Genomic DNA, 24,424 nt, shown 5'->3' with positions numbered 1-24,424 from the left:
GCGAACCTTGTTTGCGAATTCGCAGCCTAGCTAAATCAGCCAAACCGATCATTCAAGATGCCGCGCCCGGGAAAGATCGGCTTTGCGCCGATCACGCTTTGTGGGGCGACCTTTTCCCTCAAAGGCGGGATTTTCAGGCGGTTTGTCCTCGGGTGGCGGGGCGGCGGGGGTCAGATCGCTGTAAAGCGCCTGTGCTTCGGGGGCCGGACCGCGCCGTGTGCCGATGGCCAGAACGCGAATGACGCGCACCCTGTCGCCCTGGGCAAAGGTCAGCGTGTCGCCGGGGCCCACGTTGGTGGCGCGTTTGGTGACGCGTTCACCGTTGACACGCACCTCGCCGGCAGCCACGCGGGTGGCCGCCAGCGAGCGGGTTTTGAAAAAGCGGGCGAACCACAGCCATTTGTCCAGCCGCAACTTGGCGGCGGGCGCGTCGGCTGCGGTCACTTACTTGTTGTCCTTCAGACCCATCAGGGCTGCGGCAAAAGGATTGTCCGGGTCGATGGCCTTTTCCTTTTTCGGAGGACGGGCGCTGAAGTTCTGCGCGCCTTGAGGTTTGCCACCCTTGCGCGGGCCGCCACCCTGTTTGCCACGGGGTCTGCCCTGACCTTGGCCCTGCCCTTGCCCTTGACCCTTGCCTGCGGGACGACCGCCGCCCTGGCGGGCATTGCCGCCGCTGCGTGCGGGGCGTGCCCAGGTGAAGGTGTAGAAGGTCTCGGTCTCGGGACCGGCCACTTCGGCGTCGGCGGCTTTGCCCACCGGCACTTCGGTTTCGCTGACCTCGGGGATGTGGTCGCTGACTTCCGGTGTCTCGGCCGCTTCTTCGGCGATGGGGGCGATGCCCTCGTCGTCGATGGCGGCCACTTCGGCGGGGACGTCGTCGGCGGCGGGGGTGTCTTCGGTCCCGGCGGCGGCGGTTGGTACAACGTCCTGGGCTGCGTCCATCACCGGCACGTCGGCCACGGTCTGACCTGCGTCCGTGGTCACGACCGCATCGGTGGCCTTGACCTTTTCGCGTTCGCCCATCTCGGCGTTATAGCCCAGACCCTTCATCAGGTCGGCGAACTGTTCCAGCGTCATGCCGGTGATCGACAGCATGTCGGCCTTGGCCTCGAAGCCGCCACGGCTGTCCTCGGCGCGCAGCATATCTGCCAGACGTTCCAGCATGTCGATGCGGATCGCGCGGCTGCCTGCGATGCGGTATCCGGACATGGTGTCGGCGCCCTCGACCGCGCCTTGCGGTGCGGGGATGGTGACCAGACCGGGGGGCGGTGCCTCGGGGAAATCATCCAGACCGTTGGCCAGCGACCACAGCACCAGCCGCAGGCGCGTCGGTGCGGGTTTCAGCAGCAAGGGCATGAAAATGGTGAACTGGCCAAAGCGGATGCCGTGTTTGCGCAACATACCGCGCGCATCCTGATCCAGCGATTTCACGTCATCGGCGACCTTGCCGCGCGGCACCACGCCAAAGTTCTCGACCATCTGGAAGGCAAAGCCACGGGCCAGCCCGGTCAGCGCCTCGTCTTTCGACAGGTTCAGAAGGGGTTCGAACAGTGCTGCGATCTTGCGGTCGATAAAGTGCTGCAAGCGGCGTTTGACCTTGTCGATCACGTCCTGACCGGCCACGTCATCGACGAATGCCTCGACCTGCGGTTTCAGCGGGTCGGACCCGGGCACAAGTTTGCCCACAGCGGTCGAGCCCCACATGAGGCCGCCCTGCTCGGTATAGTCGATTTCGGTGTCCGGCGCGTTATAGAACCGGTCCGCCCGGAGGTGGAAGTGGGGTGCAAGCGCCTGCAAGGCAGCCGTCTTGATGGTCTTTGTTTCGGCGGCACCCGCGCCCTTATCCTGAGTGAAGCGGAAGCCTTCCAGCTTGCCCACGAATTCACCCTCGACAGTCACCTCACCGGCGTCATTTACATCGGCCACTATGGCCTCCTTCTGGCCCAGTCGGCGCAACAGAACACTGGTGCGCCGATCTACAAATCGTTTCGTCAGCGCGCTGTGCAGCGCATCCGACAGCCTGTCTTCTACATGCCGCGTCGCATCGCGCCAATGGCTAAGATCACTTGACCAACCCTGCCGCTGCGCCACGTAGGTCCACGTTCGAATGAACGCAAGACGTTTGGACAACGCATCAATGTCGCCATCGGTTCGATCTATACGCCGAATTTGTCGCGCAAGCCAGTCGTCGGGGATCACGCCGTTCTGGTGCAGGTAGTTGAAAATCACCTCGCACTGGTTGGCGTGTTCCTGGTGGCTGATGCCGCGGAAATCGGGTATCCTGCAGACATCCCACAACAATTTCACCGATGCGGTGTCGCTGGCGCGGGCAAAGACCTCGTCCACCTGCGACAGCGAGCGCAGGGTTTTCAGGTCGTCCGCCTCGCGGGCGCGCACCAGAACCTCGTGGTCGGGCGGGGCCTCGAGGCTGCGGATCAGCGTGTCGATTGTGGCGAATTTCAGCGCGTGGTTGCGCCAGTTCAGTTTGGTCAGGGGCGTGAACCGGTGGTCCATGATCGCCTGTGCCACTGCCGGTTCCAGCGGCGGGGCATCCCCGGTCACGCCGAAACTGCCGTTTTTCTGTCCGCGCCCGGCCCGTCCGGCGATCTGCGCCAGCTCGTTCGGGGCCAGCGGGCGCATCCGCCGGCCATCGAATTTGGACAGGCTGGAAAAGGCCACGTGATCCACGTCGAGATTCAGCCCCATGCCGATGGCGTCCGTCGCCACAAGATAATCGACCTCGCCCGACTGGTACATCTCGACCTGTGCGTTGCGGGTGCGGGGGCTGAGCGCGCCCATGACCACGGCCGCCCCGCCCTTGGTCCGGCGGATCAGTTCGGCGATGGCATAGACGTTTTCGACCGAGAAGCCGACGATGGCCGAGCGGGGCCGCATCCGGCTGATTTTCTTTTCGCCCGCATAGGTCAGGTCGGACATGCGTTCGCGGGTCATCCATTGCACGTGAGGCACCAGCGCCGCGATGGGTCCGCGCATGGTGGATGCGCCCAGAAACAACGTTTCGTGCAGGCCGCGCGCGCGCAGCAGGCGGTCGGTGAAGACGTGGCCGCGTTCGGGGTCGGCGCACAGCTGGATTTCGTCGACGGCCAGAAAATCGCAGCCCATGCCTTCGGGCATCGCCTCGACCGTGCAGATCCAGTATTGGGTGCGCGGCGGCACGATCCGTTCCTCGCCGGTGACCAGCGCCACCACAGACGGGCCGCGCAGGGCAACGACGCGGTCGTAAACCTCGCGCGCAAGCAATCGCAGCGGCAGGCCGATCACGCCTGTGCGATAGGCCAGCATCCGTTCGATGGCATAGGTGGTTTTACCCGTGTTCGTCGGGCCCAACACGGCCACGACGCGGCTGTCTTGTGCCACAGTTAAGATCCCCGATTTAACTTACAGCGCGCGGCCGATTCCGTCCGCTTCAAGACGCATCAGCGCATCCTTCGCGCTTTCGTGGGCGGGATTCAACTCAAGAACGCGGGCAAAGGCTTGGGCCGCGCCGATGTTGTCCCCGAACTCTTGCAGCATCACGCCCAGCCCGAAGGCCGCGTTGTAATTCACCGGGTTCAACGCCAGAGCGTGCCACAGGTCGTCCAGTGCCGGGCCATAGCGCCCCGACTGGTAATAGGCCATGGCGCGGGCGTGATAGCCTTCGGCAAAGTCCGGTGCGTGGTCCGTGAGCGCGGTCAGATGGTCGATGGCCGTGGCAAAATCCTGCGCCTCCATCGCCTTGCGGCCTCGTTCCAGCAGCAGGTTCATCGCCACCGATCCGGATTGTGCCCACGTGCGCTCAAGCTCGCGTTCGATCTGTGCGGCCTGCCCTGCGTCGGCGGTTTGAAGCTGATCCAGCAGGCGCGAGACATCGCCCTGGGCCAGTGCGGGTATGGAATTCCCGACTGTCAGCATGATTGCCGCAACGATAGGGTAGCGAAGGTATGTTTTGATGCCCATAGTATCTGTGAATGTAACAGCTTGGCCGGGCAAATCCAGACGCCGCCGGCCGCAAAAGTCAAAAAGGGCATGACAGATGAGTGATGTGGTTCAAGAAGCGGTAAAAGTTCTGAACGCAAAGATGCAGGGGCAAAGCTTTTCCGGCACGGCCAAGTTCGAAATCGCGGGCGAAGGCGCGGTCATCATCGACAGCGACGGTGCGCATGCGGGTGACGAAGATGCCGATGTGACGCTGAGCGCCGATGCCGATACGTTTCAGGGCATTATCAACGGCGACACCAACCCGACATCCGCCTTCATGACCGGCAAGCTGAAAGTGGACGGCGACATGGGCATGGCGATGAAACTGGCATCGGCGCTGGCCTGATGGCGTTCGAATCCGCACCCCTGTTCACCGACCACCACCCCGGCCCGCCGGGGGGACAGGCCCATTGGGCCACCACGTCGGACGGGTTGCGGGTGCGGATCGCGCATTGGAATGCATCGGCCCCCAAGGGCACCGTGCTGTTGTTCCCCGGGCGCACCGAATATGTCGAGAAATACGCCCCCGCTGCCACCGAGCTGGCCGCGCGGGGGCTGGCGACCGTGGCCATCGACTGGCGCGGTCAGGGGCTGGCCGACCGGATGCTGGACGAAGTCCGCACCGGTCATGTGGTCGATTTCCTGGACTATCAAAAGGATGTCGCCTGCATGGTGGCGCTGGCCACCGAGATGAAGCTGCCGCAGCCGTGGTTTCTGCTGGCGCATTCGATGGGCGGCTGCATTGGTTTGCGCGCCCTCTATGACGGCCTGCCGGTCAAGGCGGCAGCGTTCACCGGCCCGATGTGGGGCATTCGGATTGCAGGGCATCTGCGCCCCGTTGCCTGGGTGCTGTCGCAAGTGATGCCAAAGCTGGGCCAGGGCCACCGCCTGCCCCCCGGCACCAAACTGTCGTCTTATGTCATGTCCGACCCGTTCGAGGACAACCTGCTGACTCGCGACCGCGAGATGTGGGATATGATGGTGGACCAATTGAACGCGCATCCCGACCTGTCCCTTGGCGGACCCAGCATCATCTGGCTGCGCGAGGCGCTGCTGGAAACGCAAGAGCTGTCCAGGATGGCGGCGCCCGACCTGCCGTGCATCACCTTCATGGGCACGAACGAGCGGATCATCCACACCGAGCGTGTCGTCCAGCGCATGCAAAGCTGGCCCAGGGGCGAACTGGTCATGGTCGAGGATGGCGAGCACGAGGTGATGATGGAAGGTCCGGCCAAGCGCGGGCCGATCTTTGACCGGATGGTGCAGACCTTTTTGGCGGCGGTCTAGGAACCTGATGGCTGCGTGCTAGGTTGGCCTGCATGGCTGACCCGCTTTTAACATTTACCGAACAGGGCATTTATTGCGCACGGGGCGATTTCTATATCGACCCGTGGCGGCCCGTGGACCGTGCGCTGATCACCCACGGCCATGCGGATCATGCGCGCTGGGGCATGGGGCACTATCTGGCCACAGATCTGGCCGCGCCCGTCATGCGGCACCGGCTGGGTGACATTCCGCTTGAGACTGTGCGTTACGGCGAGGTGCGCGACATCGGCGGCGTGTCGGTGTCGTTTCACCCGGCGGGCCATGTGCCCGGATCGGCGCAGATCCGCGTGGAGCATGGCGGCGAGGTCTGGGTGGCCTCGGGCGATTACAAGGTGGTCGATGACGGGCTGTCCACGCCGTTCGAGCCGGTGGCCTGCCACCATTTCACCACCGAAAGCACATTCGGCCTGCCCGTGTTCCGCTGGAAGCCGCAGGACGAGGTTGCCGCCGATCTGAACGCATGGTGGGCGGCCTGTGCGGACGCGGGGCAGACCGCCGTGCTGGGCGCCTATGCCCTGGGCAAGGCGCAGCGGCTGCTGTCGATGCTGGACCCCGCCATCGGCCCAATCCTGTGTCACACCGCCATTGAGAACACCAACGCCATCCTGCGTGATCAGGGGCTGCGCCTGCCCGACACGGTGCATGCGACGGCAGAGGTTGACCCCAAGGCGCACCCGCGCGCGCTGTTGCTGGCGCCGCCCTCGGCCACGGACAGCAAGTGGGCGGCCAGGTTCGGCGCGCGGCAGACCGGGTTCGCATCAGGCTGGATGGCGCTGCGCGGCATCCGGCGGCGGCGGGCGCAGGACCGTGGGTTTGTTATTTCCGATCACGCCGACTGGACCGGGTTGTTGTGGGCCATCGAACAGACCGGCGCGGAAAACATATATGTCACGCACGGTTACACCGAGATTTTCACGCGCTACCTGAATTCGGCAGGCTGGAATGCGCAGGCGATCCCCACCCAGTTCGGCAGCGAAGAGGAAGACGCGGCATGAACCGCTTTGCCGCCCTGTTCAACGCGTTGGACCAAAGCACCAAGACCACCGCGAAAGTCACTGCTTTGGCGGACTATTTCGCGGATGCGCCCGAGCCGGACCGGGTCTGGACCATCGCCATGTTCTCGGGCCGGCGGCCCAAGCGGGCGGTGACCACGACACGGCTGCGCGAATGGGCGGCGGAACGGGCGGGCATCCCGCTGTGGCTGTTCGAGGAAAGCTATCCGATCGTTGGCGATCTGGCGGAGACCATCGCGCTGGTCCTGCCGCCGCCAACGCGGCAGACCGATCACAGTTTATCGCATTGGATCAATGCCCTGCGCGGCCTTTCTGAGAAAAACGATGAGGCGCGCAAAGCCTTTGTGCTGGACGCATGGGACCAGTTGCCCGACACGCAGCGGTTTCTGTTCAACAAGCTGATCACGGGCGGATTTCGCGTAGGCATCAGTCAAAAGCTGATGACCCGCGCGCTGGCCCGTGCCACCGACCGCGACGAGGCCGAGCTGGCGCACCGTTTGATGGGGAACTGGCAGCCCGACAGCATCACCTGGCACCAGCTGATCGAGGCGGACGACCCGGAGGCCGACGCCGCGCGGCCCTATCCGTTCTACCTGGCCTATGCCATCGACGACACGCCCGAGGATTTGGGCGATCCTGATGACTGGCAAGCCGAGTGGAAATGGGACGGCATCCGCGGGCAATTGATCCTGCGCGGCGGGCTGCATTTCGTCTGGTCGCGCGGCGAGGAGCTGATGACCGACCGGTTCCCCGAACTGGCGCGCGCGGTGGATTTTCTGCCCGATGGCACGGTGCTGGACGGCGAACTGCTGGCTTGGGGCGACGGCGTGCCGCAATCGTTCAACGCCCTGCAAAAGCGGATTGGGCGCAAGACGGTGCCGAAAAAACTGCTGAGCGAGGCACCGGTGATCCTGTATGCCTATGACCTGCTGGAAGACGGCGGTGCGGACATCCGCGCCCTGCCCCTGTCCGAGCGGCGCGCGCGGCTTGAGGCGCTGACCGCCGATCTGCCGCCCGAGGCGCCGGTAAAGCTGTCGCCGCGCATCGCCTTTGACGATTGGGCGCAACTGCACGCCATCCGCGCCACCGCCCGTGACGCCAGCGCCGAGGGTCTGATGCTGAAACGCGCCGCCAGCCCCTATCTGGCCGGGCGCAAGAAGGGCGATTGGTGGAAATGGAAGCTGGACCCGCTGACCATCGACGCGGTGATGATCTATGCGCAATCGGGGTCGGGGCGGCGCGCCAACCTGTTCACGGACTTCACCTTTGCCGTCTGGAACGGCAACGATCTGGTGCCGTTCACCAAAGCCTATTCCGGCCTGACCGACGCCGAGTTTCGCAAGATCACCGCATGGGTCAAGAAGAACACCCTGCAACGGTTCGGCCCGGTGCGACAGGTCACGCCGCACCACGTGTTCGAGATCGCGTTCGAGGGCATCCAGGCCAGCCCGCGCCACAAATCCGGCGTTGCCTTGCGGTTTCCGCGCATGTCGCGCTGGCGGCAGGACAAGTCGGTGCAAGAGGCGAACACGCTGGACGATTTGAACGAAATGCTGCGCGTCTACGGCTAGGCTTGCCCTCGTCCATCTGCACACATACCTATGAACCAACACAAAATAGAGGTTTCCCGATGTTCCAGCTTCCCTTTCCTGTCCAAGACGCCAATGCAGCCGGTGGTGGCAAACACCTGGGCGACCTGCCCGAGTGGAATTTGGATGATCTTTATACAGGCGAGGACGCCCCAGAGCTGAAACGCGATCTGGACTGGCTGGAAGAGGCCTGTGCCAGCTTTGCCCATGATTTTGAGAACAATCTGGCCGGTCTGGACGCCGAGGGGCTGTTGGATTGCATCCTGCGTCAGGAAAAGATCAACCAGGTCGCGGGGCGCATCATGTCCTATGCCGGTCTGCGCTATTACCAGCAGACCACCGATGGTGGCCGTGCGAAATTCATGTCGGACGTGCAGGAAAAGATCACCAATTTCACCACGCCGCTGGTGTTTTTCACGCTGGAACTGAACCGGCTGGACGACGATCACCTGTCGAAACTGATGCACCAGAACGCCGATCTGGCGCGGTATGAACCCGTGTTCGACCGCATCCGTGCGATGAAGCCCTATCAGTTGTCCGACGAGATGGAGAAATTCCTGCACGATCTGGGCGTGGTGGGCGATGCGTGGGAACGGCTGTTCGATGAAACCATCGCCGGTCTGGAATTCAACGTGCAGGGCGACGATCTGACCATCGAGGGCACGCTGAACCTGTTGACCGACCCTGACCGCGCCACGCGGCAGGCGGCCGCCGAGGAGCTGGCGGATGTGTTCGGCAAGAATATCAAGACCTTTGCCCGCGTGCACAACACTCAAGCCAAGGAAAAGGAAATCATGGACCGCTGGCGCGAGATGCCCACGGCCCAGACCGCGCGCCACCTGAGCAACCATGTCGAGCCCGAAGTGGTCGAGGCGCTGCGCACCGCTGTGGTCAACGCCTATCCCAAGCTGAGCCACCGCTATTACGAGCTGAAACGCAAATGGCTGGGGCTGGACCGGATGCAGGTCTGGGACCGCAACGCGCCGCTGCCGCTGGAAGACCCCAAGCTGGTGCCATGGGACGTCGCCGAGAAAACGGTGATGGATGCCTATAATGCCTTTGACCCGCGCATGGGCGAGATTGCGGCCCCCTTCTTTACCGAGGGCTGGATCGACGCGCCGGTGAAACCGGGCAAGGCGCCCGGTGCATTCGCCCACCCCACGGTGACGGATGTGCACCCTTATGTGATGCTGAACTATCTGGGCAAACCGCGTGACGTGATGACATTGGCGCACGAGTTGGGCCACGGCGTGCACCAGGTTTTGGCCGCGAGTCAGGGCGAAATGCTGTCATCCACGCCGCTGACGCTGGCCGAAACCGCATCGGTCTTTGGCGAGATGCTGACCTTCCGCAAGATGCTGGACGGGGCCAAGACCAACGCCCAGCGCAAGGTGCTGCTGGCGGGCAAGGTCGAGGATATGATCAACACGGTCGTGCGCCAGATCGCGTTCTATGACTTTGAATGCAAACTGCACGCGGCGCGGCGCGGCGGCGAGTTGACGCCCGAGGACATTGGTGAGCTGTGGATGAGCGTTCAGGGCGAAAGCCTGGGGCCGGCCTTTGATTTCATGGACGGCTACGAACACTTCTGGGCCTATATCCCGCATTTCGTGCATTCGCCGTTCTACGTCTATGCCTATGCCTTTGGCGACGGTTTGGTGAACGCGCTCTATTCCGTCTATGCCGAAGGCGTGGAAGGGTTCGAAGACAAATATTTCGACATGCTGCGCGCTGGCGGGTCGAAACACCACAAGGAGCTGCTGGCACCCTTCGGCCTGGATGCGTCGGACCCGGCGTTCTGGGACAAGGGCCTGTCGATGATCTCGGGCTTTATCGACGAACTGGAAGCGATGGAAGACTGATCCACAAGGACCGGCGCGGGCCATGTCGCGCGCCGGTTCATCTGCTCCCCCCAGAAGGACCGGTTTGCCAAATAGGCCAACCACAAGTTGCCCATGATCACATTCCTCCCCCTCACCCCCGACGACCTGCCCCGCGTGGCGCATATTGCCGTGCACCCCGATCAGGTCACATTTTCTGGCACCATTCAGCAGGCCTTTGACAGTCCGACGCCCGATATGGACGCCTATGCGATCCAGCACGGCGGCGATTTGGTCGGCTTTTTCAAAATCGACCGCGCCTATAGCCAGATCCACAGCTTTGCCCCGCCGACCGCACTTGGTCTGCGTACGGTGATGGTGGATGCAAGCCGTCAGGGGATGGGGATTGGCCGTTCCTTGTGCCAGATGTTGCCCGCCTATCTGGCGCAACATTATCCCAGCGCGTGCAGCCTGTGGCTGACCGTGAACCTGCGCAACCCCGGTGCGGTGCGCGCCTATGTCAAAGGCGGCTTTGTCGACACGGGCGAACATTGGCTGGGCGGCGATGCCGGACCGCAGCACATCATGAAGATGCCGCTGCGCGTTACTTCAACTGCGAATCCTTTGACCCACGCCGGTTGAACCCGCCACGGTCCTGCGGGCGGCCGTCGCGTTCGGCGGCGCAGTCGACGCACAGCTTCACGCCGGGCAACGCCACGCGGCGGCGTTCGGGGATTTCTTCGTCGCACTCGGCGCAATATTTCAAGCTCTCGCCCACGGGAGCCTTGCGCGCTTTCATCCGCGCCAGTTCATCGTTGATCGACGCCTCGATCTGTTCCGACACTGCGCCGTCTTTTGCCCATCCACCGGCCATCTGTGTTCCTCCGTCTTTCGCTGAATATGTAGTGCCGCGCGCCCTCACGTCACCCTTTGGAAACTTAGGGTTGTGTGCTTACCCTGCGCCAACTGAAGACAAAGGACCAGACCATGCGCACCGCCCTGAAATTCACCGCCGCTCTTCTCGTGATCGCTGTTGCGGGCTTTTTCATCTTTGCGCCGGGCTATGTCGAAAGCACCCGCAACGCGGTGGTGCCGCACGACCCCTACCCTGTGTCTGATGCGGCCCGCGCGCTGCACGACGACATGATCGTGGGCGACTGGCACGCCGACAGCCTGTTGTGGAACCGCGACATCACCGAACGGGGCGATCGGGGTCAGGTGGACGTGCCGCGTCTGATCGAGGGCGGCGTGGCGATCCAGATTTTCACGGCGGTGACCAAATCCCCCGCCGGTCAGAACTATGATGAAAACTCGGCCGATGCCTTTGACAACATCACGCCGCTGGCCATTGGCCAGTTGTGGCCCGTACGCACCTGGACCAGCATTCTTGAACGCGCGCTGTATCAGGCGGAAAAGCTGCACAAGGCCGCCGCCAAAGATCCCGAGCACCTGACCATTATCAAGAGCCTTGCGGATCTTGAGGCCCATCTGGCCGCCCGTGCGGCAGGCAGCACCGCGGTGGGCGGCATCCTGGGGATCGAGGGCGCGCATCCGCTGGAGGGTGACATTGCCAATCTGGACAAGATCGAGGCCGCAGGGCACCGCATCATCGGCTTGCAGCACTTCTTTGACAACGCCCTGGGCGGATCGCTGCACGGCGAGGGCAACCTTGGCCTGACCGACTTTGGCCGTGCCGTCGTGGCCGAGATCGAGGCGCGCGGCATGGTGCTGGACCTGGCGCATTCGTCGCCGCAGGTGGCGCGGGATGTGCTGGCCATGACCGACATGCCGGTGATTGTCAGCCACAGCGGCATCCACGGCTTTTGCCCGGTCAAACGCAACTTTCCCGACGACCTGATGCGCGAGATTGCGGCCACCGGCGGCGTGATCGGCATGGGATACTGGGCCGAAGTGGCCTGTAACGACATCACCCCGTCGGGCATTGCCAAGATGATCAAGGCGGGCATCGACACGGTGGGCGCGGATCACGTGTCGCTGGGGTCTGATTTTGACGGGTCGGTCGAAACTGCCTTTGACACGTCCGAGCTGCCTGCACTGACCAGTGCCATGCTGGACGCAGGCATTTCCGAAGCCGACATTCGCAAGATCGCAGGCGAGAACATGCTGCGCGTGCTGCGCGCCCGGCTTAAATAACGAATCCCGTCGCGCGCACGCGGTCCAGGAACCGCGTGGCCAGCTCCGGTTCGGTTGTGCTGAGGCATTGGTGGGCGAAGTACCACCAGATATATTTGTCATAGGCCCGCCGCGCCGGTTCGGCCCGCAGATGCGCGACCAGTTCGGCACTGTCATGCGCTTCGTCGGCGATATGGGCGAAATCGGCCTGCCCGCACAGGATCACCGGCTTGCGGTGCAGATAGGCCTCGACCCCCACGGCAGAGTTGATGGTGACCACGCGGTCGCAGGCGGCGATGATGTCGTGAATGTTGCCGTCGCTGACCGTCACCCCCGGCATTTTCCGCAGGCGCGCGCGCAGTTTGGGATCGGTGTCGCGCGGGTGCGGTTTGACCACGACAGGGCCACGGTCGGCCGCGAGAACGCCCTTGAGCATCTCCCAGCGGTCCAGCCACATGGTTTCACCCACGGTGCGATGTGCTTCGGACTGGAAGAACACCGCCGTGCCGCCGTCGGGCAGGTCTGTCTCGTCCTGCGGTTGCTCGTACCGCGAGGTGCGCGCACCAACCAGCCGCGCCTTTAGCTTGCGGAAGAAGGCGCGCGCTTCCTCTGCCTCGATCCCTGCGGGGTTGAACGGCTGGCTGCCGATGGACGAAAACGCGCGGATGCCGGTCGGGTCCATGTTCCAGAACGGATAGATATAGGCCACGCCCGCGTTCAGGATGCGCGGATGGGTGAAGCGCCCGTGGTTTATGATGTGAAAGGCATCGTCAGCCTCGACCTCGGCCATGACCGTGTCGCGGTCCAGTTCGACCACGTCAAAGGGCACTTTCAATGCCGTCAGCCCCTCGGTCAGACGCGCGTAAAACGGCATCAACCCGCCGCCCAGCGGCCCCAGCCACGACCGTGGCACATGAAAGACGATCCGGCTCATTCATCACCTATTTGTTGTTGAACGGCAACGCCTTGCCGTTCGCTGCTATTGTGCCAGCTTTGGCACATTTGACGCCGCTTGGGATACATAAAAAATGCCCCGCCCCTTGCGGGGCAGAGCATTGCAATTGTGGTCCATCGGACAGGATCAGGCGGTGGCCATCAGACCCTTTTCCTTGGCCAGCTCGCGCATCCGTTTTTGCAGCTTTTCAAAGGCGCGCACTTCGATCTGGCGGATGCGTTCGCGGCTGACGTCGTATTGGCTGGACAGGTCTTCCAGCGTGACGGCCTGGTCGGACAGGCGGCGTTGGGTCAGAATGTCCTTTTCGCGGTCATTCAGCACATCCAGCGCCTCGGCCAGCATTTCACGGCGCACGGTCAGCTCGTCACGTTCCTCGTAATCCGCGGCCTGGTCGGCGTCTTCGTCTTCCAGCCAGTCCTGCCATTGCATCGTGCCCTCGCCTTCGGAGCCGACGGTGGCGTTCAGCGACGCATCCCCGCCCGACATCCGGCGGTTCATGCTGATCACCTCGTCCTCGGTCACGCCCAGATCGGTGGCGATGCGCTTGACGTTATCGGGGTGCAGGTCGCCCTCTTCCAGCGCGCCGATGCGGGCCTTGGCCTTGCGCAGGTTGAAGAACAGTTTCTTCTGCGCCGAGGTGGTGCCAAGTTTCACAAGGCTCCAGGACCGCAGGATATATTCCTGGATCGAGGCGCGAATCCACCACATCGCATAGGTCGCAAGCCGGAACCCGCGCTCGGGGTCAAACCGTTTGACCGCCTGCATCAGGCCCACGTTTGCCTCGGAGATCACCTCGGCCTGGGGCAGGCCGTAACCGCGATAGCCCATGGCGATCTTGGCGGCCAGACGCAGGTGGCTGGTGACCATCTTGTGGGCGGCCTCTGTGTCCTGCTCTTCGACCCAGCGTTTCGCCAGCATGTATTCCTCTTCGGGTTCCAGCAAAGGGAACTTCCGGATTTCCTGCATATAGCGGTTCAGGCCGCCTTCCGGCGTCGGGGCCGGCAGATTTGCATAATTTGCCATCTCTGTCCTCTCTACCCCATGTTTAGGGGCTTAACATCGATATGGGGAGTCGCTGGGGCCATCGCAAGAGGCCACTTCCCCGTTTTTCGCCGACCAGCATACACGAACCCAACAGCAATGTTAGCGTGTGTACAGTGCATTCACGCACACGTGTGCGGTCTGTTACAAACGCATATGCACGCGGGTGTGAACATGACCTTAACGCGCGGGGCGCAGGTTTCCGTCGAAATGAATGATACGGTCTCAGGCCAGCGCGTCCAGCAGATCGGACATATCTGCGGGCATATCGGCCTCGAAGCGCATGTTTTCGCCGGTCACGGGGTGCACAAAGCCCAGAACCGCCGCGTGCAACGCCTGCCGGTCAAAGCCGTTCAGCGCGGCCAGCGCCGTGTCGTTCAGCGCGCCCTTGGGCAGCTTGCGTTTGCCGCCGTAGACCGGATCGCCCACCAGCCCGTGACCGGCATGGGCCATATGGACACGAATCTGGTGCGTGCGGCCGGTTTCCAGCCAACATTCCATCAGCGCCAGCACTTCGGGTGTGCCGAACCGCTGGATCGTGCGCGCCCGCGTCACCGCGTGCCGCCCGCCCTGGAACAGCACCGCCTGCCGCTGGCGGTCGGTCTTGTGACGGGCCAGCTGGGTGGTCAGTTTCAGGATATTGCCCGGCTCGAACGACGCACCGCGAATCCCGCGCAGGCGCGGGTCGTTGGCATCGGGCACGCCGTAGACCAGCGCGCGGTAATAGCGTTCGACCGTGTGGGCCGCGAACTGGTCGGCCAGGCCGTGATGCGCGGCATCCGATTTGGCGACCACCAGCAGGCCGCTGGTTTCCTTGTCGATGCGGTGCACGATGCCGGGGCGTTTGACCCCGCCCACGCCCGACAGATTGTCACCACAATGGTGCATCAGCGCGTTCACCAGCGTGCCCGACGGCGTGCCGGGGGCCGGATGCACCACCATGCCCGCAGGTTTGTTCACAACCACCAGATCGTCGTCCTCGTAGACCACGACCAGCGGGATGTCTTCGGCCCCGATATGGCTTTCGGTGGCCACGGCCACCGTGATGATCACATCAGCGCCCTCTGCGACCTTCGCCTTGGGGTCGCGCAGGACCGTGCCGTTCACCCGCACCGCGCCATCCTCGATCAGCCGGCCCAGCCGCGTCCGGGACAGGGATGCATCCTCTGGCACATCACGCGCCAACGCCTTATCAAGACGTGCAGGCGGCGCTTCGCCCACCCGAAACCGAACGAGTTGATCCGACATGTCCAATCCTCACGACGCGCCCGATGTCCCCGAACCGCCTTATCTCAAAACCCTGCGCCGTCTGGTGACGCTTCTCACTGCCACGATGATCGCGGGCATGGCCGCGATTTTTGTGCTTATGGCAATACGACTCAATAGCCCGTCAACGCCACCGCTGCCAGAGCGCATCACCCTGCCCGACGGCACGACCCCCACGGCCTTTGCCCAGACCCCGCAGTATATCGCCATCACGACGCCGACGCAGGTGCTGATCTACAGCCCCGACGGGACGGAGCTGAAGCAGACTATCACCCTGGACTGATCTCTTTTGGCCAGAACTGTCCTGGGGTCCGGGGCAACGCCCCGAATAAGATAACTTGGCAAAGCCCCGATCAGCGGCCATTCAGCGATGTAGGGAAGGATGGTACCACCTCCTGGTCTCGAACCAGGGACCTCTTGATCCACAATCAAGCGCTCTAACCAACTGAGCTAAGGCGGCACTGCGCGGTGATGTAACCAAGACGTACCACTTTGGCAAGGCCGATCAAAAGCGAATTTGCCATTCCTGTTCGACCAGATCCTGACCGAAAGAGAGCACGGGCGTGCTGTGGACCAGCTGCCAGCCGTTGCGCCGGTACAGCGCACAGGCCGCCGCATGGCTCTCGTGGGTCCAGAGCGTCATGCCCGTATAGCCCTGGTCGCGCGCGAATCCCATGCAGGTTTGCAGCATCCGGTAGCCCAATCCGCTGCCACGCGCCGCTTGGGTGACAAGAAACATCCGCAGCTTGGCGGTCTCTTCCGTCAACTTCACGCAAAAGATGCAGGCCACCGGCGCGCCCCTGACATCGACCGCGATCCACCCCGCCTCGCACACGGGATCATGGCCCGCGTCGAAATCGCGCAGAATCGATTCCACCAGCACGCCAAAGCTGTCGTCAAAGCCGTCCACCGCGCGGTAGTGCTGTGCATGGGCTGCGTGCACCCAGGCCGCATCATCTGGCGTATAGGCACGGATTTGAAACTCTGTCATGCTGGCATCGTGCCCTTGCCACGCTTGCCAATCAAGTCTGTCTTCGCTAGCACACTCGCCTGACACAGCCGGAGGCCATCATGGGCATCAACAGCGAACGCGACATCGAAGCCAATCTTCAAATCGGCCCGACAGACAAGGGCATGGTCCGTCTGTTCGTCGAAGGTGGCGGCGCCGAGATTCCGATGGATTTCGAACCCGACGAGGCCCGCGAGATCGCCGAAGAGCTGATGGCGGCGGCCAAGGCTGCCGAGTCGATCAAACGCTGACGCCAGTGGGCCATCAGGCCCGCGCAACAAAGACCCCGTCAAAGAACGCAGCAAGCGCATCTGTGTCGCCCATGGGCAGCACGTCGGCGACGTATTGATCGGGGCGCACGATCACCACGCAGCCCGCGCTGCGGTCAATTCCCCGCATGTCGAAAATGTCATGGGCGGGATCGGCGCAGAACACCTTTTCATAGTCGATCAGGCCGAAACGTCCCTTCGCGGGGCGCAGAATGGATGGCATCTGCATCAGATCCAGATCGCGGTGCCTCTGTGGCATCACCGCGCGCAGATCTATGACTGCGTCCGCATCTCCGTCCCCCCAGGCCTGCACAGCATCCTGTGCCCACGTGCAGAGGCGGTGCAGTGCCCCGCCCGCGGCCCCTGTGTCATTCGCACCTGCAAAGGCAAACAGCCGCCAGCGTCCGTCGGCCTGGATCACATGGCCCAGCTCCATGGGTCGCGCGTCGCCCAGCCGCACCACAGGCGCGGAGTGGAACCGTTGCCCGACGGGCAGCCCCGCAGCCAGCGCCTGATGCGTCCCCGCGCTGCAGATCATCGAAGGGCGATACTGCACGCCCATGCCCGCGGTGAACCGCCCGGCCTTGATAAACGCCTCTTGCAGCATCGACGCCTGCGCCGCATTGCCCGGCTGTGGCGGGGCCGAAAAGATGCGGGCAAAGTCGCGATCAAAGTCGATCAGGTCCTGCGCCACCTGCTGGCGTTCGTCCGAATAGGTGCGCAACAGGCTGGCATCGCTTTGACCGCGCAACACCGCCGCCAGCTTCCAGCCCAGATTGAACGTATCGCCCATGGACACGTTCATGCCCTGCCCCGCCTTGGGGCTGTGGGTGTGGCAGGCGTCGCCGGCGATGAAGATGTGGCCGCTGTCGTCCTCGAACCGGTCGCACAGGCGCTGCCCGATGTCATAGACCGACCACCACGCCACGTCTTTCACGTCCAGCGTATAGGGATGCAAAATCCGCCCCGCAGCCGCGATCAGCTGTTCGATGGTGATGTTGCGCCCGGCCGCACGCTCGTCCGCGCCCAGCTTGTCCAGCTCGATATACATCCGCACCATGTAGCCGCCTTCGCGCGGGATGATCAGCACGCTGCCCGCCTCTGCCGACTGGATCACCGATTTCAGCCGCACGTCGGGAAAGTCTGTCAGCGCCAGCACATCCATCACGCCCCAGGCCTGATTGGCGGCCGCGCCCTCAAGCCTGCGGCCGATCTGGCGGCGCACGGTGCTGCGCGCGCCGTCGCAGCCCACGACATAGCGGGCCTGCACCGTCTCGGGGCCGTTCGGGCCCTGAAAGCGGGCCGTGACCGGGTGCGTGCCATCGCCCACCGTCAGGCTGTTCAGCGTCCGTCCGTAATGCGGCTGCAAGCGCCGCGCGCCGTTTGCCATGCAGCGCAGGTAGAAATCATGCACACGCGCCTGATTGAGAATCACATGCGGGAATTCCGACAGGCCCGGTTCGACATCGTCGATCTTTTGCGTGCGGGTGATATGGGCGGGTTGATCAGGGTCAGGTTTCCAGAAAGCGGTCTCATTGACCCAATAGCCCTCGCGCAGCACGTCCTCGGCAAAACCGAAGGTGTTGAACATCTCGATGCTGCGGCAGGAAATCCCGTCCGCCTGCCCGACCTGCAACGGACCGTCCTTTTGATCGGCAATCGCCACGGAGATATCGGGAAACTGCGCCATCTGCGCGGCCAGTGTCAGCCCCGCAGGGCCACAGCCGATGATCAGCACGTCGACCTGCGCAGGCATTTGCGCCGGATCGTGGGCAGCAATGGCCTGCGCCACATGTGGATCACCGCTGGTGTAGCCGTTCAGATGATATTGCATGGTGTGGCCTCCCGCGTTCCCCCGTGGACCACGCTAAGGCCATTGACGCGCTATCAGCCAGCGCAATCACATTTGTATGCACTGGACTGCACCACGTTACAGCGTCACCCGAGTCCCGCAAAGGCCGCCGGATCGCGCAGCGCCTGCAGGCGGCGGGCGGCGTGGGTGGCGAATTTCTGGACCATCACCTTGCGGCGTGCGGCGGGCAGCTTGTCCTCGGGCGCCATGCGGATCACCTCGGCATCATAGGCGTCCGCGATGATCAGGCCGGTGCACTCGGGCAGCAGGTCGGTGGGAAAATCCGCATCCACCGCCCAGAAGAACCGGTCGCACCATTCCAGGTAGCCCTGCCATTTGCTGTCGGTCATATAGTCGGCGCGGCTGGATTTGCATTCGACCACCCAGATCTCGCCCTTGGGGCCCAGCGCCATCACATCGACCCGCAGGCCGCGTGTGGGCACCAGTTCCTCGACCGTGACCATGCCCAGAGCCGCCAGATGCCGCGCCACGCCGCGCGCCAGCAGTTGCCCCGGTGCAAGGGCGGTGATGTCAGAGACCAGACTCATGGGTCAAAAATATGAACAATCCGTGAACATTTGCAACCCCGACGCAAGAAAACTTGGAACACCGGTTGGCCGCATCTATGTTATGTCCCGACACAGGAACGCCGGAAAGGCCCGCATGACAACTGATCGCTCCCTGACCGACGCCCAGGCGCGCGGCGTCCGCCACGCCCGCGAACTGGAAACCCACCTTGCCTGGCTTGATACGTTTTCCAGCACCGCACTGGGCGTGCTGTCCGTGGCCTCGGGCATCTATACCTATCTCGGGGTGTCGTCCCTCCTGGATGACACGGGTGCGATGTCGGTCTTTGCCGCGATTGCCTATTCGGTGGCGGTGTCGGTGGGGATTTTCGTGTTCTGGTCCTACATGATGCGCCTGTTTCCGGCGGTGCGCAGCGCGCAATCGCGTATCGGGCTGATGCTGGCCATGGCGCTGGGATCGCTGGCCATCGTGGCGATGTCGTCCTGGCTGAACGCGGCTGCCTTGGCCGGATCGGCGGCGGTGGAACAGCATCTGGCCACCACGGTGCAGGACTATCAGACCGCACTGGAAGAAACCCACGAAATCGCGCTGAGCGCGCAGGGGCTGGAACGCGATGTCGCCCGCGTGCGCCAGTCGTTCGAGGATCTGTCCGAACAGGAGGCCGCTGGTGCCTTGTCGGGGCTGGCCGGTCGCGGGGCGGTGTTCCGCGTGCTGCGTCAGAAATCGGCGGAACTGGCCGGGCTCGAGGCGCAGATCGCCACGCAGACGCCGCTGGTCAGCGCCGCCTTTGCCGAGGGCAATACCATCCTGAGCCGAATGCGCGCGCTGACGGTCGAGGCGGGTCCGGTCGAGGCACGCTCGGTCGAGTTTTCCGAGGCCACGGTGCGGCTGGCCGGGCTGATTGCGCAGTTGCGCCAGCTGTCCGTAGCCCCGCTGGTTGAACGCGCGGCGCAGGATCTGGCGGCGTCCGTCGTGCTGCCCGAACTGGACGGCAGCACCAGCCAGATTCGCACCGATCAGGCGTCGACCATCACCAGCGTTCTGGATGTGCTGGCCCAGCGGGCCGCCACACTGGAACGTGCCGCCGCCGCCGTGATCGCGCAAACGCCGCCCCCCGAGGTGACCTATACGCCGATCTCTTCCGCCGATGCGGTGATCCTGTACGCCCGCAACTTCGTGCCGTCATGGGCGGGGGCCATCGCCATCGATCTATTGCCCGCGGTGCTGGTGTTCATCCTGGCCATCACGCATGCCGCGATCCGTCAGGGCCGCGAGGGCACCGCCGTGGACGACACCATGACGCTGGCCGAACTGCGCACCGCGTTGGGCGCGATCCGGGATGTGGAACTGGCGATGAACAACATGCCCGACACGCTGGAGAAAGAGGCAAAGAGCAACCCCGTGCGCACCCTGCCCGCCACGCCTGCGAAACCGGACAATGCCGCATGACCGAGGCCACAGCCTCAAGATGGCCCTCGGTCGGCCGCATCCTTTCGGGGGTTCTGGTGTTCCAACTGGGGCTGGGCCTGTTGCTGGTGATCGGAGACATGTCGGGGGCCGGGCTGTCGCTGCCCTCCTTCGGGCCGAACCAGCCGCAGTTGACCGAACCCGTCAGCCCGGGCGACCAGCGCCGCACCTTCGACCCTGACCGTCCGCGCCCAGCGAATCCCACCAACCCGCTGCCGGGCCGGCTGACGCTGACAGCACTTGAGGACAGCACCTATCGGCTGGAAGGCACGATTGCCCCCGACGACGCGGCGCGCATCATCGACCTGCTTGGCGAGGCCGACCCTGTGCCTGCGCGGCTGGTTCTGCAATCGCCCGGCGGTTCGGTCGCCGACGCGCTGGAACTGGGCCGCTATATTCGCGCCAATGACATCGCCACGGAAATGCGCGCGGGCGAAGTGTGCTATTCCGCCTGCCCCTATGTGCTGGCCGCAGGCACCATCCGCACCATCGCGGATACCGCCAGCGTCGGTGTGCACCAGCATTATTTCGGCCAAAGCACGATCCTGCCCGCCTCTTTCGCGGTCGAGGACATCCAGCGCGGACAGGGCGAGGTGATGATCTACCTTGATGAAATGGGCATCGACCCGCTGGTCATGCAGCACGCGCTGACCACGCCGCCCGATGAAATCTATGTCCTGCTGCCCGAGGAGCTGGAACGCTATAACTTCATCGCGGACGAATAGGCTTCATCTTGCCGAAGCGTTTCGGGAAGGATCTGAAACACTTGTTCGCTGCCTTTCGCCTTCGGCTCAAACGCGAAAAGTGATGCTTTATGATTCATTTTTGTCCCCGAAAAGCTATAATAAACTCCGGGGGAGGCCGAAGGCCGGGGGTAGAGCCCCCAATACGGCTTGCAGCGCCGCCAATCCCTCTTGCCAAGTGCCCTTGCGCACCCTACCTAAAGCGGTGGCGGGTTCTGCCCTTCTCGATACGGTGACGTTCCAGTGGCCTTAAGCAATTCCGAGGGAACTGGCTCTGTTTGGACCCTGGTCCACTTACCTGGTGCCCACCTGTACATACAGGTCCTCGGGAGCAAAGAACCAACGGTTGCGGTGGTTCCCGCCACTTTCCGCAAATCTGCACAGCAACGGCGCATTAACGCCGATTGCAACGCACCTCCGCACGATTAGATTGTTGTCCAACAGCAGCATTCAAAGGAGATGATCCATGTCCCTGCGCCCTACCCTTGAGACGCGCCGCGCCCAGCCCACGCTGGAAGGTGCCGGCGTCAAACTGCACCGTGCTTTCGGCTTTCAGGACCCGTCCGAGCTGGACCCGTTCCTGCTGTTCGACGATTTCCGCAACGAGCGGCCCGAGGATTTCGAAAAGGGATTCCCCTGGCATCCGCACCGCGGGATCGAGACGATCACCTATGTGCTGTCGGGCACGGTTGATCACGCAGACAGCCTGGGCAACACCGGATCGCTTGGCGCCGGTGACGTGCAATGGATGACCGCCGGGCGCGGCATCCTGCATCAGGAGATGCCGCATGGAAACCAGCGTGGCCAGATGCATGGCTTTCAGCTGTGGGGCAACCTGCCCTCGGCGCAGAAGATGACCGCGCCGCGGTATCAGGACGTGACGGCGGCGGACATTCCCGAGGTGACCGACGATGACGGCACCACCGTGCGCGTGATCACCGGTGAGTTCTGGGGCAAGAAAGGCCCCGTGGACGGCATCGCCGCCGATCCGCAGTATCTGGACGTGACCATGCCTGCGGGCGTCAAGAAGACGTTCCACATCGACACCTACCGCCGTGCCTTTGCCTATGTCTTTGACGGCAGTGCGGCCTTTGTCGATGCGGCAACCCCCACCGGTGTGTTGCTGGAGAAGGAAGTTGCGGGGCAAGAGGTCAACATCCGCGACCTGTCCGGCGACCGTACGCTGGTGCGCTTTGGCTCAGGCGACGAGATCACGGTGCAGGCGGGCGAACAGGGTGTGCGGTTCCTGCTGATCTCGGGCGCACCGATCAACGAGCCTGTGGCGTGGCACGGTCCCATCGTGATGAACACCCAAGCCGAGTTGCAGCAGGCCATGCGCGATCTGCGCAACGGGACGTTTATCCAGCCAGCGCACTGACACCAACGGCCTGTGCGTCCCTAAAGGCGCGCAGGCCACTTGCGCCTATTGCGCGACCGTGCCGCCCACCGAGCGGCGCACCATGTCCCAATAGATGTCCTGCACCTCGTCCAGCCGCAGCCGTCCGCCTGCGCGGAACCATGTGTTCACGCCCGTGAGCATGGCGATCACCGCCAGCGTGGCGATTTTGGGGTCTGGCACGGCAAAGACACCCGTTTCCGCACCGCGCCGCAGGATCGTTTCCAGCCGGTCCTCGTACTGCCTGCGCAGCGCCTCGATGGCGGCAAAGTTCTCCGGCTCCAGGTTGCGCAGTTCCATATAGGCGATGAACACCGCGTCCGGCCTGTCGTGGTGAAATCCAATGTGAAAGCGCACAAAGCGTTCCAGCGCGGCCACCGCGTCGCCGGTATCCTGCGGTTGGGCGGCCAGCAATTCGATCAGGTGGTCGCGCATCAGGTCGAACAACAGCGTCTGCTTGTCGGGGGTGTAATTATACAGCGCCCCCGCCTGCACCCCGACCTCGCCCGCGATGCGCCGCATGGACACGGCGGCATAGCCGTCGCGGGCAAACAGCCGCAATGCGGCGTCGCGCACCCGTGGGCCTGTGATGTCCGAATGTGATCCTGCTGTGCGTGCCATATCCTTGGATTATCTGAACACCCGTTCAAAACCAAGTGCCTTGCGCCAGACGCACCGCTGGTGCATCAAGCATGCAACAGATGTTTACAGGCAGGTTCATGCGCCCCAGCCCTCTTTCCGCCCTGATTGCCGCTCAGTTGATGCTGGTGGCCTGCACCCAGTTCCCCGAGCTGGACGACGCCGTGACAGAGCGCGCAAAGGCTACGGACTATCCCGCGCTGATCAATGTCGCGCCGATTCTGGCGCGCACCGAAGGCGATGGCCCTTCGCCCGAGGTTCAGCAAAGCAACCTGGAAAGCCGTGTCGCCGCCTTGCGCAACCGGGCCGAGAGGCTGAAACGCACCCGCGTGATCGATGCCTCAGCACGCACGCGGCTGGACGACGATCCCCGGCCCGACAACTGAGTTTTTCTGCACCGATGCGTGCCGGCGACGCCCGGACGAAAATGGCGCCGCCGTGAGGGCGACGCCAGATCCGGTGTGTCACACCCGCCGGCATTTTGTTGCGGCAGCCCCCCGGGGACTGTCAGAAACGATGCACGTAAGAGAAACCAACGGTGACCGGATCAATCCTGGCCGTGCCGATCGGGGTGCCGTCCAGTGTCGCATCGGTTTCGATGTCCATGTACCGGACGTTCACACGCAACGCGCCGCGGTCAGAGATCTGCCAATCTGCCCCCACGGTGGCGGCCAGCCCAAAGCTGTCATCCAGTTTGAGATCGCCAAGCGCTGTCGTCTCTTCAAAGAAGGTGGTGTAGTTCACACCGATGCCGATAAAGGGTGTAATCTTGCCCTTTGTGGGCACGTGATAGACCAGCGAGAGTGTGGGCGGCAGATGTTTGGTTGTGCCAATTTCGGTGCCACCAAGGGAAATTCCATGCTCGAATGGTGTCGCGGCCAACAGCTCGATGCCGAGGTTGTCGCGGATAAAGTATTCACCGGTCAGCGAAAGTTGCGTGTCGTCGCCAAGTGTGGCGGCTGCGCCTGCGAGGGTGCCGTTGTCGGATTTCGGGTTCACGTTGATGATCCCGATGCCAAGGGTCCAGTCGCCTTGGGATTGCGCCATGGCAGGCATTGCAAGGGTCACTGAGAGCGCGCCCAGTGCGAGAGCGGGAACAAAACTGTGGGCCACGATTTTCATGGGGTCGATCCTTTGGTTCTTCATTGTGAGGGCAAGGTGCCACAACTGTGCGGCCCCAATAATGATCCAGATCAAATTCACGGGCTGTTTCTGTTTGAAATTGAAGGATAAAATTGCATACCGGCTATGCAAATGGCGCGGGGGCAAAGGGGGGCTTGGGGCAATGGACACCCGTGTTGCCATTCAGAGCGGTGCATGTTGTCGCGGTGGTCTGCGGCCTGCGCGGTCCGCCCCGAGTGTGGCCTTCCCAAGCCTGAGAAAGGAGCGCACCGCAGCGG

General features: G+C 63.4%; 25 protein-coding genes and 1 tRNA gene. 13 read left to right on the top strand and 13 right to left on the bottom strand.

The genetic code is table 11. The features are described from left to right. Positions 1–48 precede the first annotated feature (48 nt). The 3 genes from BUC08_RS00785 to BUC08_RS00775 are packed head-to-tail and all read right to left on the bottom strand — an operon-like array spanning position 49 to position 3,912. Positions 49–444, bottom strand: coding sequence for an RNA-binding S4 domain-containing protein (locus tag BUC08_RS00785; RefSeq protein WP_037921589.1), 396 nt, complete (start codon positions 442–444; stop codon positions 49–51). Further along, positions 445–3,378, bottom strand: coding sequence for a helicase-related protein (locus BUC08_RS00780; RefSeq protein WP_234973731.1), 2,934 nt, complete (start codon positions 3,376–3,378; stop codon positions 445–447). It lies immediately after the preceding gene. 21 nt (positions 3,379–3,399) lie between these two features. Next, positions 3,400–3,912: a tetratricopeptide repeat protein gene (locus BUC08_RS00775; RefSeq protein WP_224553774.1), complete on the bottom strand. Its 513-nt coding sequence runs from the start codon at positions 3,910–3,912 to the stop codon at positions 3,400–3,402. Between the two features lie 121 nt (positions 3,913–4,033). On the opposite strand from BUC08_RS00775, the gene BUC08_RS00770 reads away from it, so the two are divergent. The 6 genes from BUC08_RS00770 (at position 4,034) to BUC08_RS00745 (ending at position 10,368) form a co-directional block, all read left to right on the top strand. Next, positions 4,034–4,324: an SCP2 sterol-binding domain-containing protein gene (locus BUC08_RS00770; RefSeq protein WP_037921598.1), complete on the top strand. Its 291-nt coding sequence runs from the start codon at positions 4,034–4,036 to the stop codon at positions 4,322–4,324. Beyond that, positions 4,324–5,265 (top strand): alpha/beta fold hydrolase, encoded by a 942-nt coding sequence (locus tag BUC08_RS00765; RefSeq protein ID WP_037921600.1) that lies wholly within the window; start codon positions 4,324–4,326, stop codon positions 5,263–5,265. Before BUC08_RS00770 ends, BUC08_RS00765 begins: the two co-directional genes overlap by 1 nt. A 32-nt stretch (positions 5,266–5,297) precedes the next feature. Next, positions 5,298–6,299: a ligase-associated DNA damage response exonuclease gene (locus tag BUC08_RS00760; protein ID WP_037921603.1), complete on the top strand. Its 1,002-nt coding sequence runs from the start codon at positions 5,298–5,300 to the stop codon at positions 6,297–6,299. After that, a complete protein-coding gene (locus BUC08_RS00755; RefSeq protein ID WP_037921606.1) occupies positions 6,296–7,888 on the top strand; it encodes an ATP-dependent DNA ligase in 1,593 nt (530 codons plus the stop codon). The genes BUC08_RS00760 and BUC08_RS00755 overlap by 4 nt, the downstream gene beginning before the upstream one ends. Before the next feature lie 59 nt (positions 7,889–7,947). Further along, positions 7,948–9,768 carry a M3 family oligoendopeptidase gene (locus BUC08_RS00750; protein WP_037921608.1) on the top strand — a complete coding sequence of 607 codons (1,821 nt, stop codon included), beginning with the start codon at positions 7,948–7,950 and terminating at the stop codon, positions 9,766–9,768. Positions 9,769–9,861: 93 nt separating this feature from the next. Beyond that, a complete protein-coding gene (locus BUC08_RS00745; protein WP_051693892.1) occupies positions 9,862–10,368 on the top strand; it encodes a GNAT family N-acetyltransferase in 507 nt (168 codons plus the stop codon). Here the strand turns inward: BUC08_RS00745 and BUC08_RS00740 are convergent. Beyond that, positions 10,331–10,600 (bottom strand): DksA/TraR family C4-type zinc finger protein, encoded by a 270-nt coding sequence (locus BUC08_RS00740; protein ID WP_037921612.1) that lies wholly within the window; start codon positions 10,598–10,600, stop codon positions 10,331–10,333. The genes BUC08_RS00745 and BUC08_RS00740 overlap by 38 nt on opposite strands. A gap of 113 nt (positions 10,601–10,713) precedes the next feature. Between BUC08_RS00740 and BUC08_RS00735 the strand changes: the two genes are divergently transcribed. Then, entirely contained in the window at positions 10,714–11,880 is a 1,167-nt protein-coding gene (locus tag BUC08_RS00735) for a dipeptidase (protein ID WP_037921613.1), read from the top strand. On the opposite strand, the gene BUC08_RS00730 is transcribed toward BUC08_RS00735, so the two are convergent. The 3 genes from BUC08_RS00730 to BUC08_RS00720 all read right to left on the bottom strand — a co-directional run bounded on the left by BUC08_RS00730 (position 11,873) and on the right by BUC08_RS00720 (position 15,103). Continuing rightward, entirely contained in the window at positions 11,873–12,793 is a 921-nt protein-coding gene (locus tag BUC08_RS00730) for a capsular polysaccharide export protein, LipB/KpsS family (protein ID WP_037921615.1), read from the bottom strand. The two genes, BUC08_RS00735 and BUC08_RS00730, sit on opposite strands and share 8 nt — an antisense overlap. Positions 12,794–12,940: 147 nt before the next feature. After that, positions 12,941–13,837: an RNA polymerase sigma factor RpoH gene (rpoH, locus tag BUC08_RS00725; RefSeq protein ID WP_037921619.1), complete on the bottom strand. Its 897-nt coding sequence runs from the start codon at positions 13,835–13,837 to the stop codon at positions 12,941–12,943. A 243-nt stretch (positions 13,838–14,080) separates the two neighbouring features. Further along, positions 14,081–15,103, bottom strand: a complete 1,023-nt coding sequence (locus tag BUC08_RS00720) for an RluA family pseudouridine synthase (RefSeq protein ID WP_037921626.1) — start codon at positions 15,101–15,103, stop codon at positions 14,081–14,083. Between BUC08_RS00720 and BUC08_RS00715 the strand changes: the two genes are divergently transcribed. Further along, positions 15,102–15,404 (top strand): DUF6476 family protein, encoded by a 303-nt coding sequence (locus tag BUC08_RS00715; RefSeq protein WP_037921629.1) that lies wholly within the window; start codon positions 15,102–15,104, stop codon positions 15,402–15,404. The two genes, BUC08_RS00720 and BUC08_RS00715, sit on opposite strands and share 2 nt — an antisense overlap. A 100-nt stretch (positions 15,405–15,504) precedes the next feature. Here BUC08_RS00715 and BUC08_RS00710 read toward each other — a convergent pair. Together BUC08_RS00710 and BUC08_RS00705 are read right to left on the bottom strand one after the other, a co-directional pair. Beyond that, positions 15,505–15,581: transfer RNA gene (locus BUC08_RS00710), tRNA-His, on the bottom strand. A gap of 45 nt (positions 15,582–15,626) precedes the next feature. Next, positions 15,627–16,112 carry a GNAT family N-acetyltransferase gene (locus BUC08_RS00705; protein WP_037921634.1) on the bottom strand — a complete coding sequence of 162 codons (486 nt, stop codon included), beginning with the start codon at positions 16,110–16,112 and terminating at the stop codon, positions 15,627–15,629. Positions 16,113–16,192: 80 nt separating this feature from the next. On the opposite strand from BUC08_RS00705, the gene BUC08_RS00700 reads away from it, so the two are divergent. Further along, entirely contained in the window at positions 16,193–16,381 is a 189-nt protein-coding gene (locus BUC08_RS00700; protein WP_028955973.1) for a DUF6324 family protein, read from the top strand. A 13-nt stretch (positions 16,382–16,394) separates the two neighbouring features. On the opposite strand, the gene BUC08_RS00695 is transcribed toward BUC08_RS00700, so the two are convergent. Both BUC08_RS00695 and BUC08_RS00690 read right to left on the bottom strand, forming a co-directional pair. Continuing rightward, on the bottom strand, positions 16,395–18,233 hold the full coding sequence (locus BUC08_RS00695) for an FAD-dependent monooxygenase (protein ID WP_037921636.1): 1,839 nt from the start codon (positions 18,231–18,233) through the stop codon (positions 16,395–16,397). A 104-nt stretch (positions 18,234–18,337) separates the two neighbouring features. Next, complete coding sequence (locus BUC08_RS00690) at positions 18,338–18,799, bottom strand: MmcB family DNA repair protein (RefSeq protein ID WP_037921648.1); 462 nt, start codon at positions 18,797–18,799, stop codon at positions 18,338–18,340. 115 nt (positions 18,800–18,914) lie between these two features. Here BUC08_RS00690 and BUC08_RS00685 point away from each other — a divergent pair, with 115 nt between their 5' ends. The 3 genes from BUC08_RS00685 to BUC08_RS00675 all read left to right on the top strand — a co-directional run bounded on the left by BUC08_RS00685 (position 18,915) and on the right by BUC08_RS00675 (position 22,367). Then, positions 18,915–20,228, top strand: a complete 1,314-nt coding sequence (locus BUC08_RS00685) for an AAA family ATPase (RefSeq protein WP_051693895.1) — start codon at positions 18,915–18,917, stop codon at positions 20,226–20,228. Further along, complete coding sequence (locus BUC08_RS00680) at positions 20,225–20,971, top strand: COG3904 family protein (protein WP_037921651.1); 747 nt, start codon at positions 20,225–20,227, stop codon at positions 20,969–20,971. Before BUC08_RS00685 ends, BUC08_RS00680 begins: the two co-directional genes overlap by 4 nt. A 484-nt stretch (positions 20,972–21,455) precedes the next feature. Continuing rightward, positions 21,456–22,367 (top strand): pirin family protein, encoded by a 912-nt coding sequence (locus tag BUC08_RS00675; RefSeq protein WP_037921654.1) that lies wholly within the window; start codon positions 21,456–21,458, stop codon positions 22,365–22,367. A gap of 45 nt (positions 22,368–22,412) precedes the next feature. On the opposite strand, the gene BUC08_RS00670 is transcribed toward BUC08_RS00675, so the two are convergent. After that, on the bottom strand, positions 22,413–23,006 hold the full coding sequence (locus BUC08_RS00670) for a TetR/AcrR family transcriptional regulator (RefSeq protein WP_037921657.1): 594 nt from the start codon (positions 23,004–23,006) through the stop codon (positions 22,413–22,415). A gap of 71 nt (positions 23,007–23,077) precedes the next feature. Between BUC08_RS00670 and BUC08_RS00665 the strand changes: the two genes are divergently transcribed. Then, a complete protein-coding gene (locus BUC08_RS00665) occupies positions 23,078–23,410 on the top strand; it encodes a hypothetical protein (RefSeq protein WP_143186651.1) in 333 nt (110 codons plus the stop codon). Positions 23,411–23,531: 121 nt separating this feature from the next. On the opposite strand, the gene BUC08_RS00660 is transcribed toward BUC08_RS00665, so the two are convergent. Further along, positions 23,532–24,146 carry an OmpW/AlkL family protein gene (locus tag BUC08_RS00660; protein ID WP_037921660.1) on the bottom strand — a complete coding sequence of 205 codons (615 nt, stop codon included), beginning with the start codon at positions 24,144–24,146 and terminating at the stop codon, positions 23,532–23,534. Positions 24,147–24,424 lie beyond the last annotated feature (278 nt).

This window comes from Pseudosulfitobacter pseudonitzschiae, from assembly GCF_900129395.1.
In the GTDB taxonomy this organism is placed as follows: domain Bacteria; phylum Pseudomonadota; class Alphaproteobacteria; order Rhodobacterales; family Rhodobacteraceae; genus Pseudosulfitobacter; species Pseudosulfitobacter pseudonitzschiae.
Note: the sequence above shows the minus strand (reverse complement) of the source record. Positions and strands in the feature narration are given on the sequence as shown.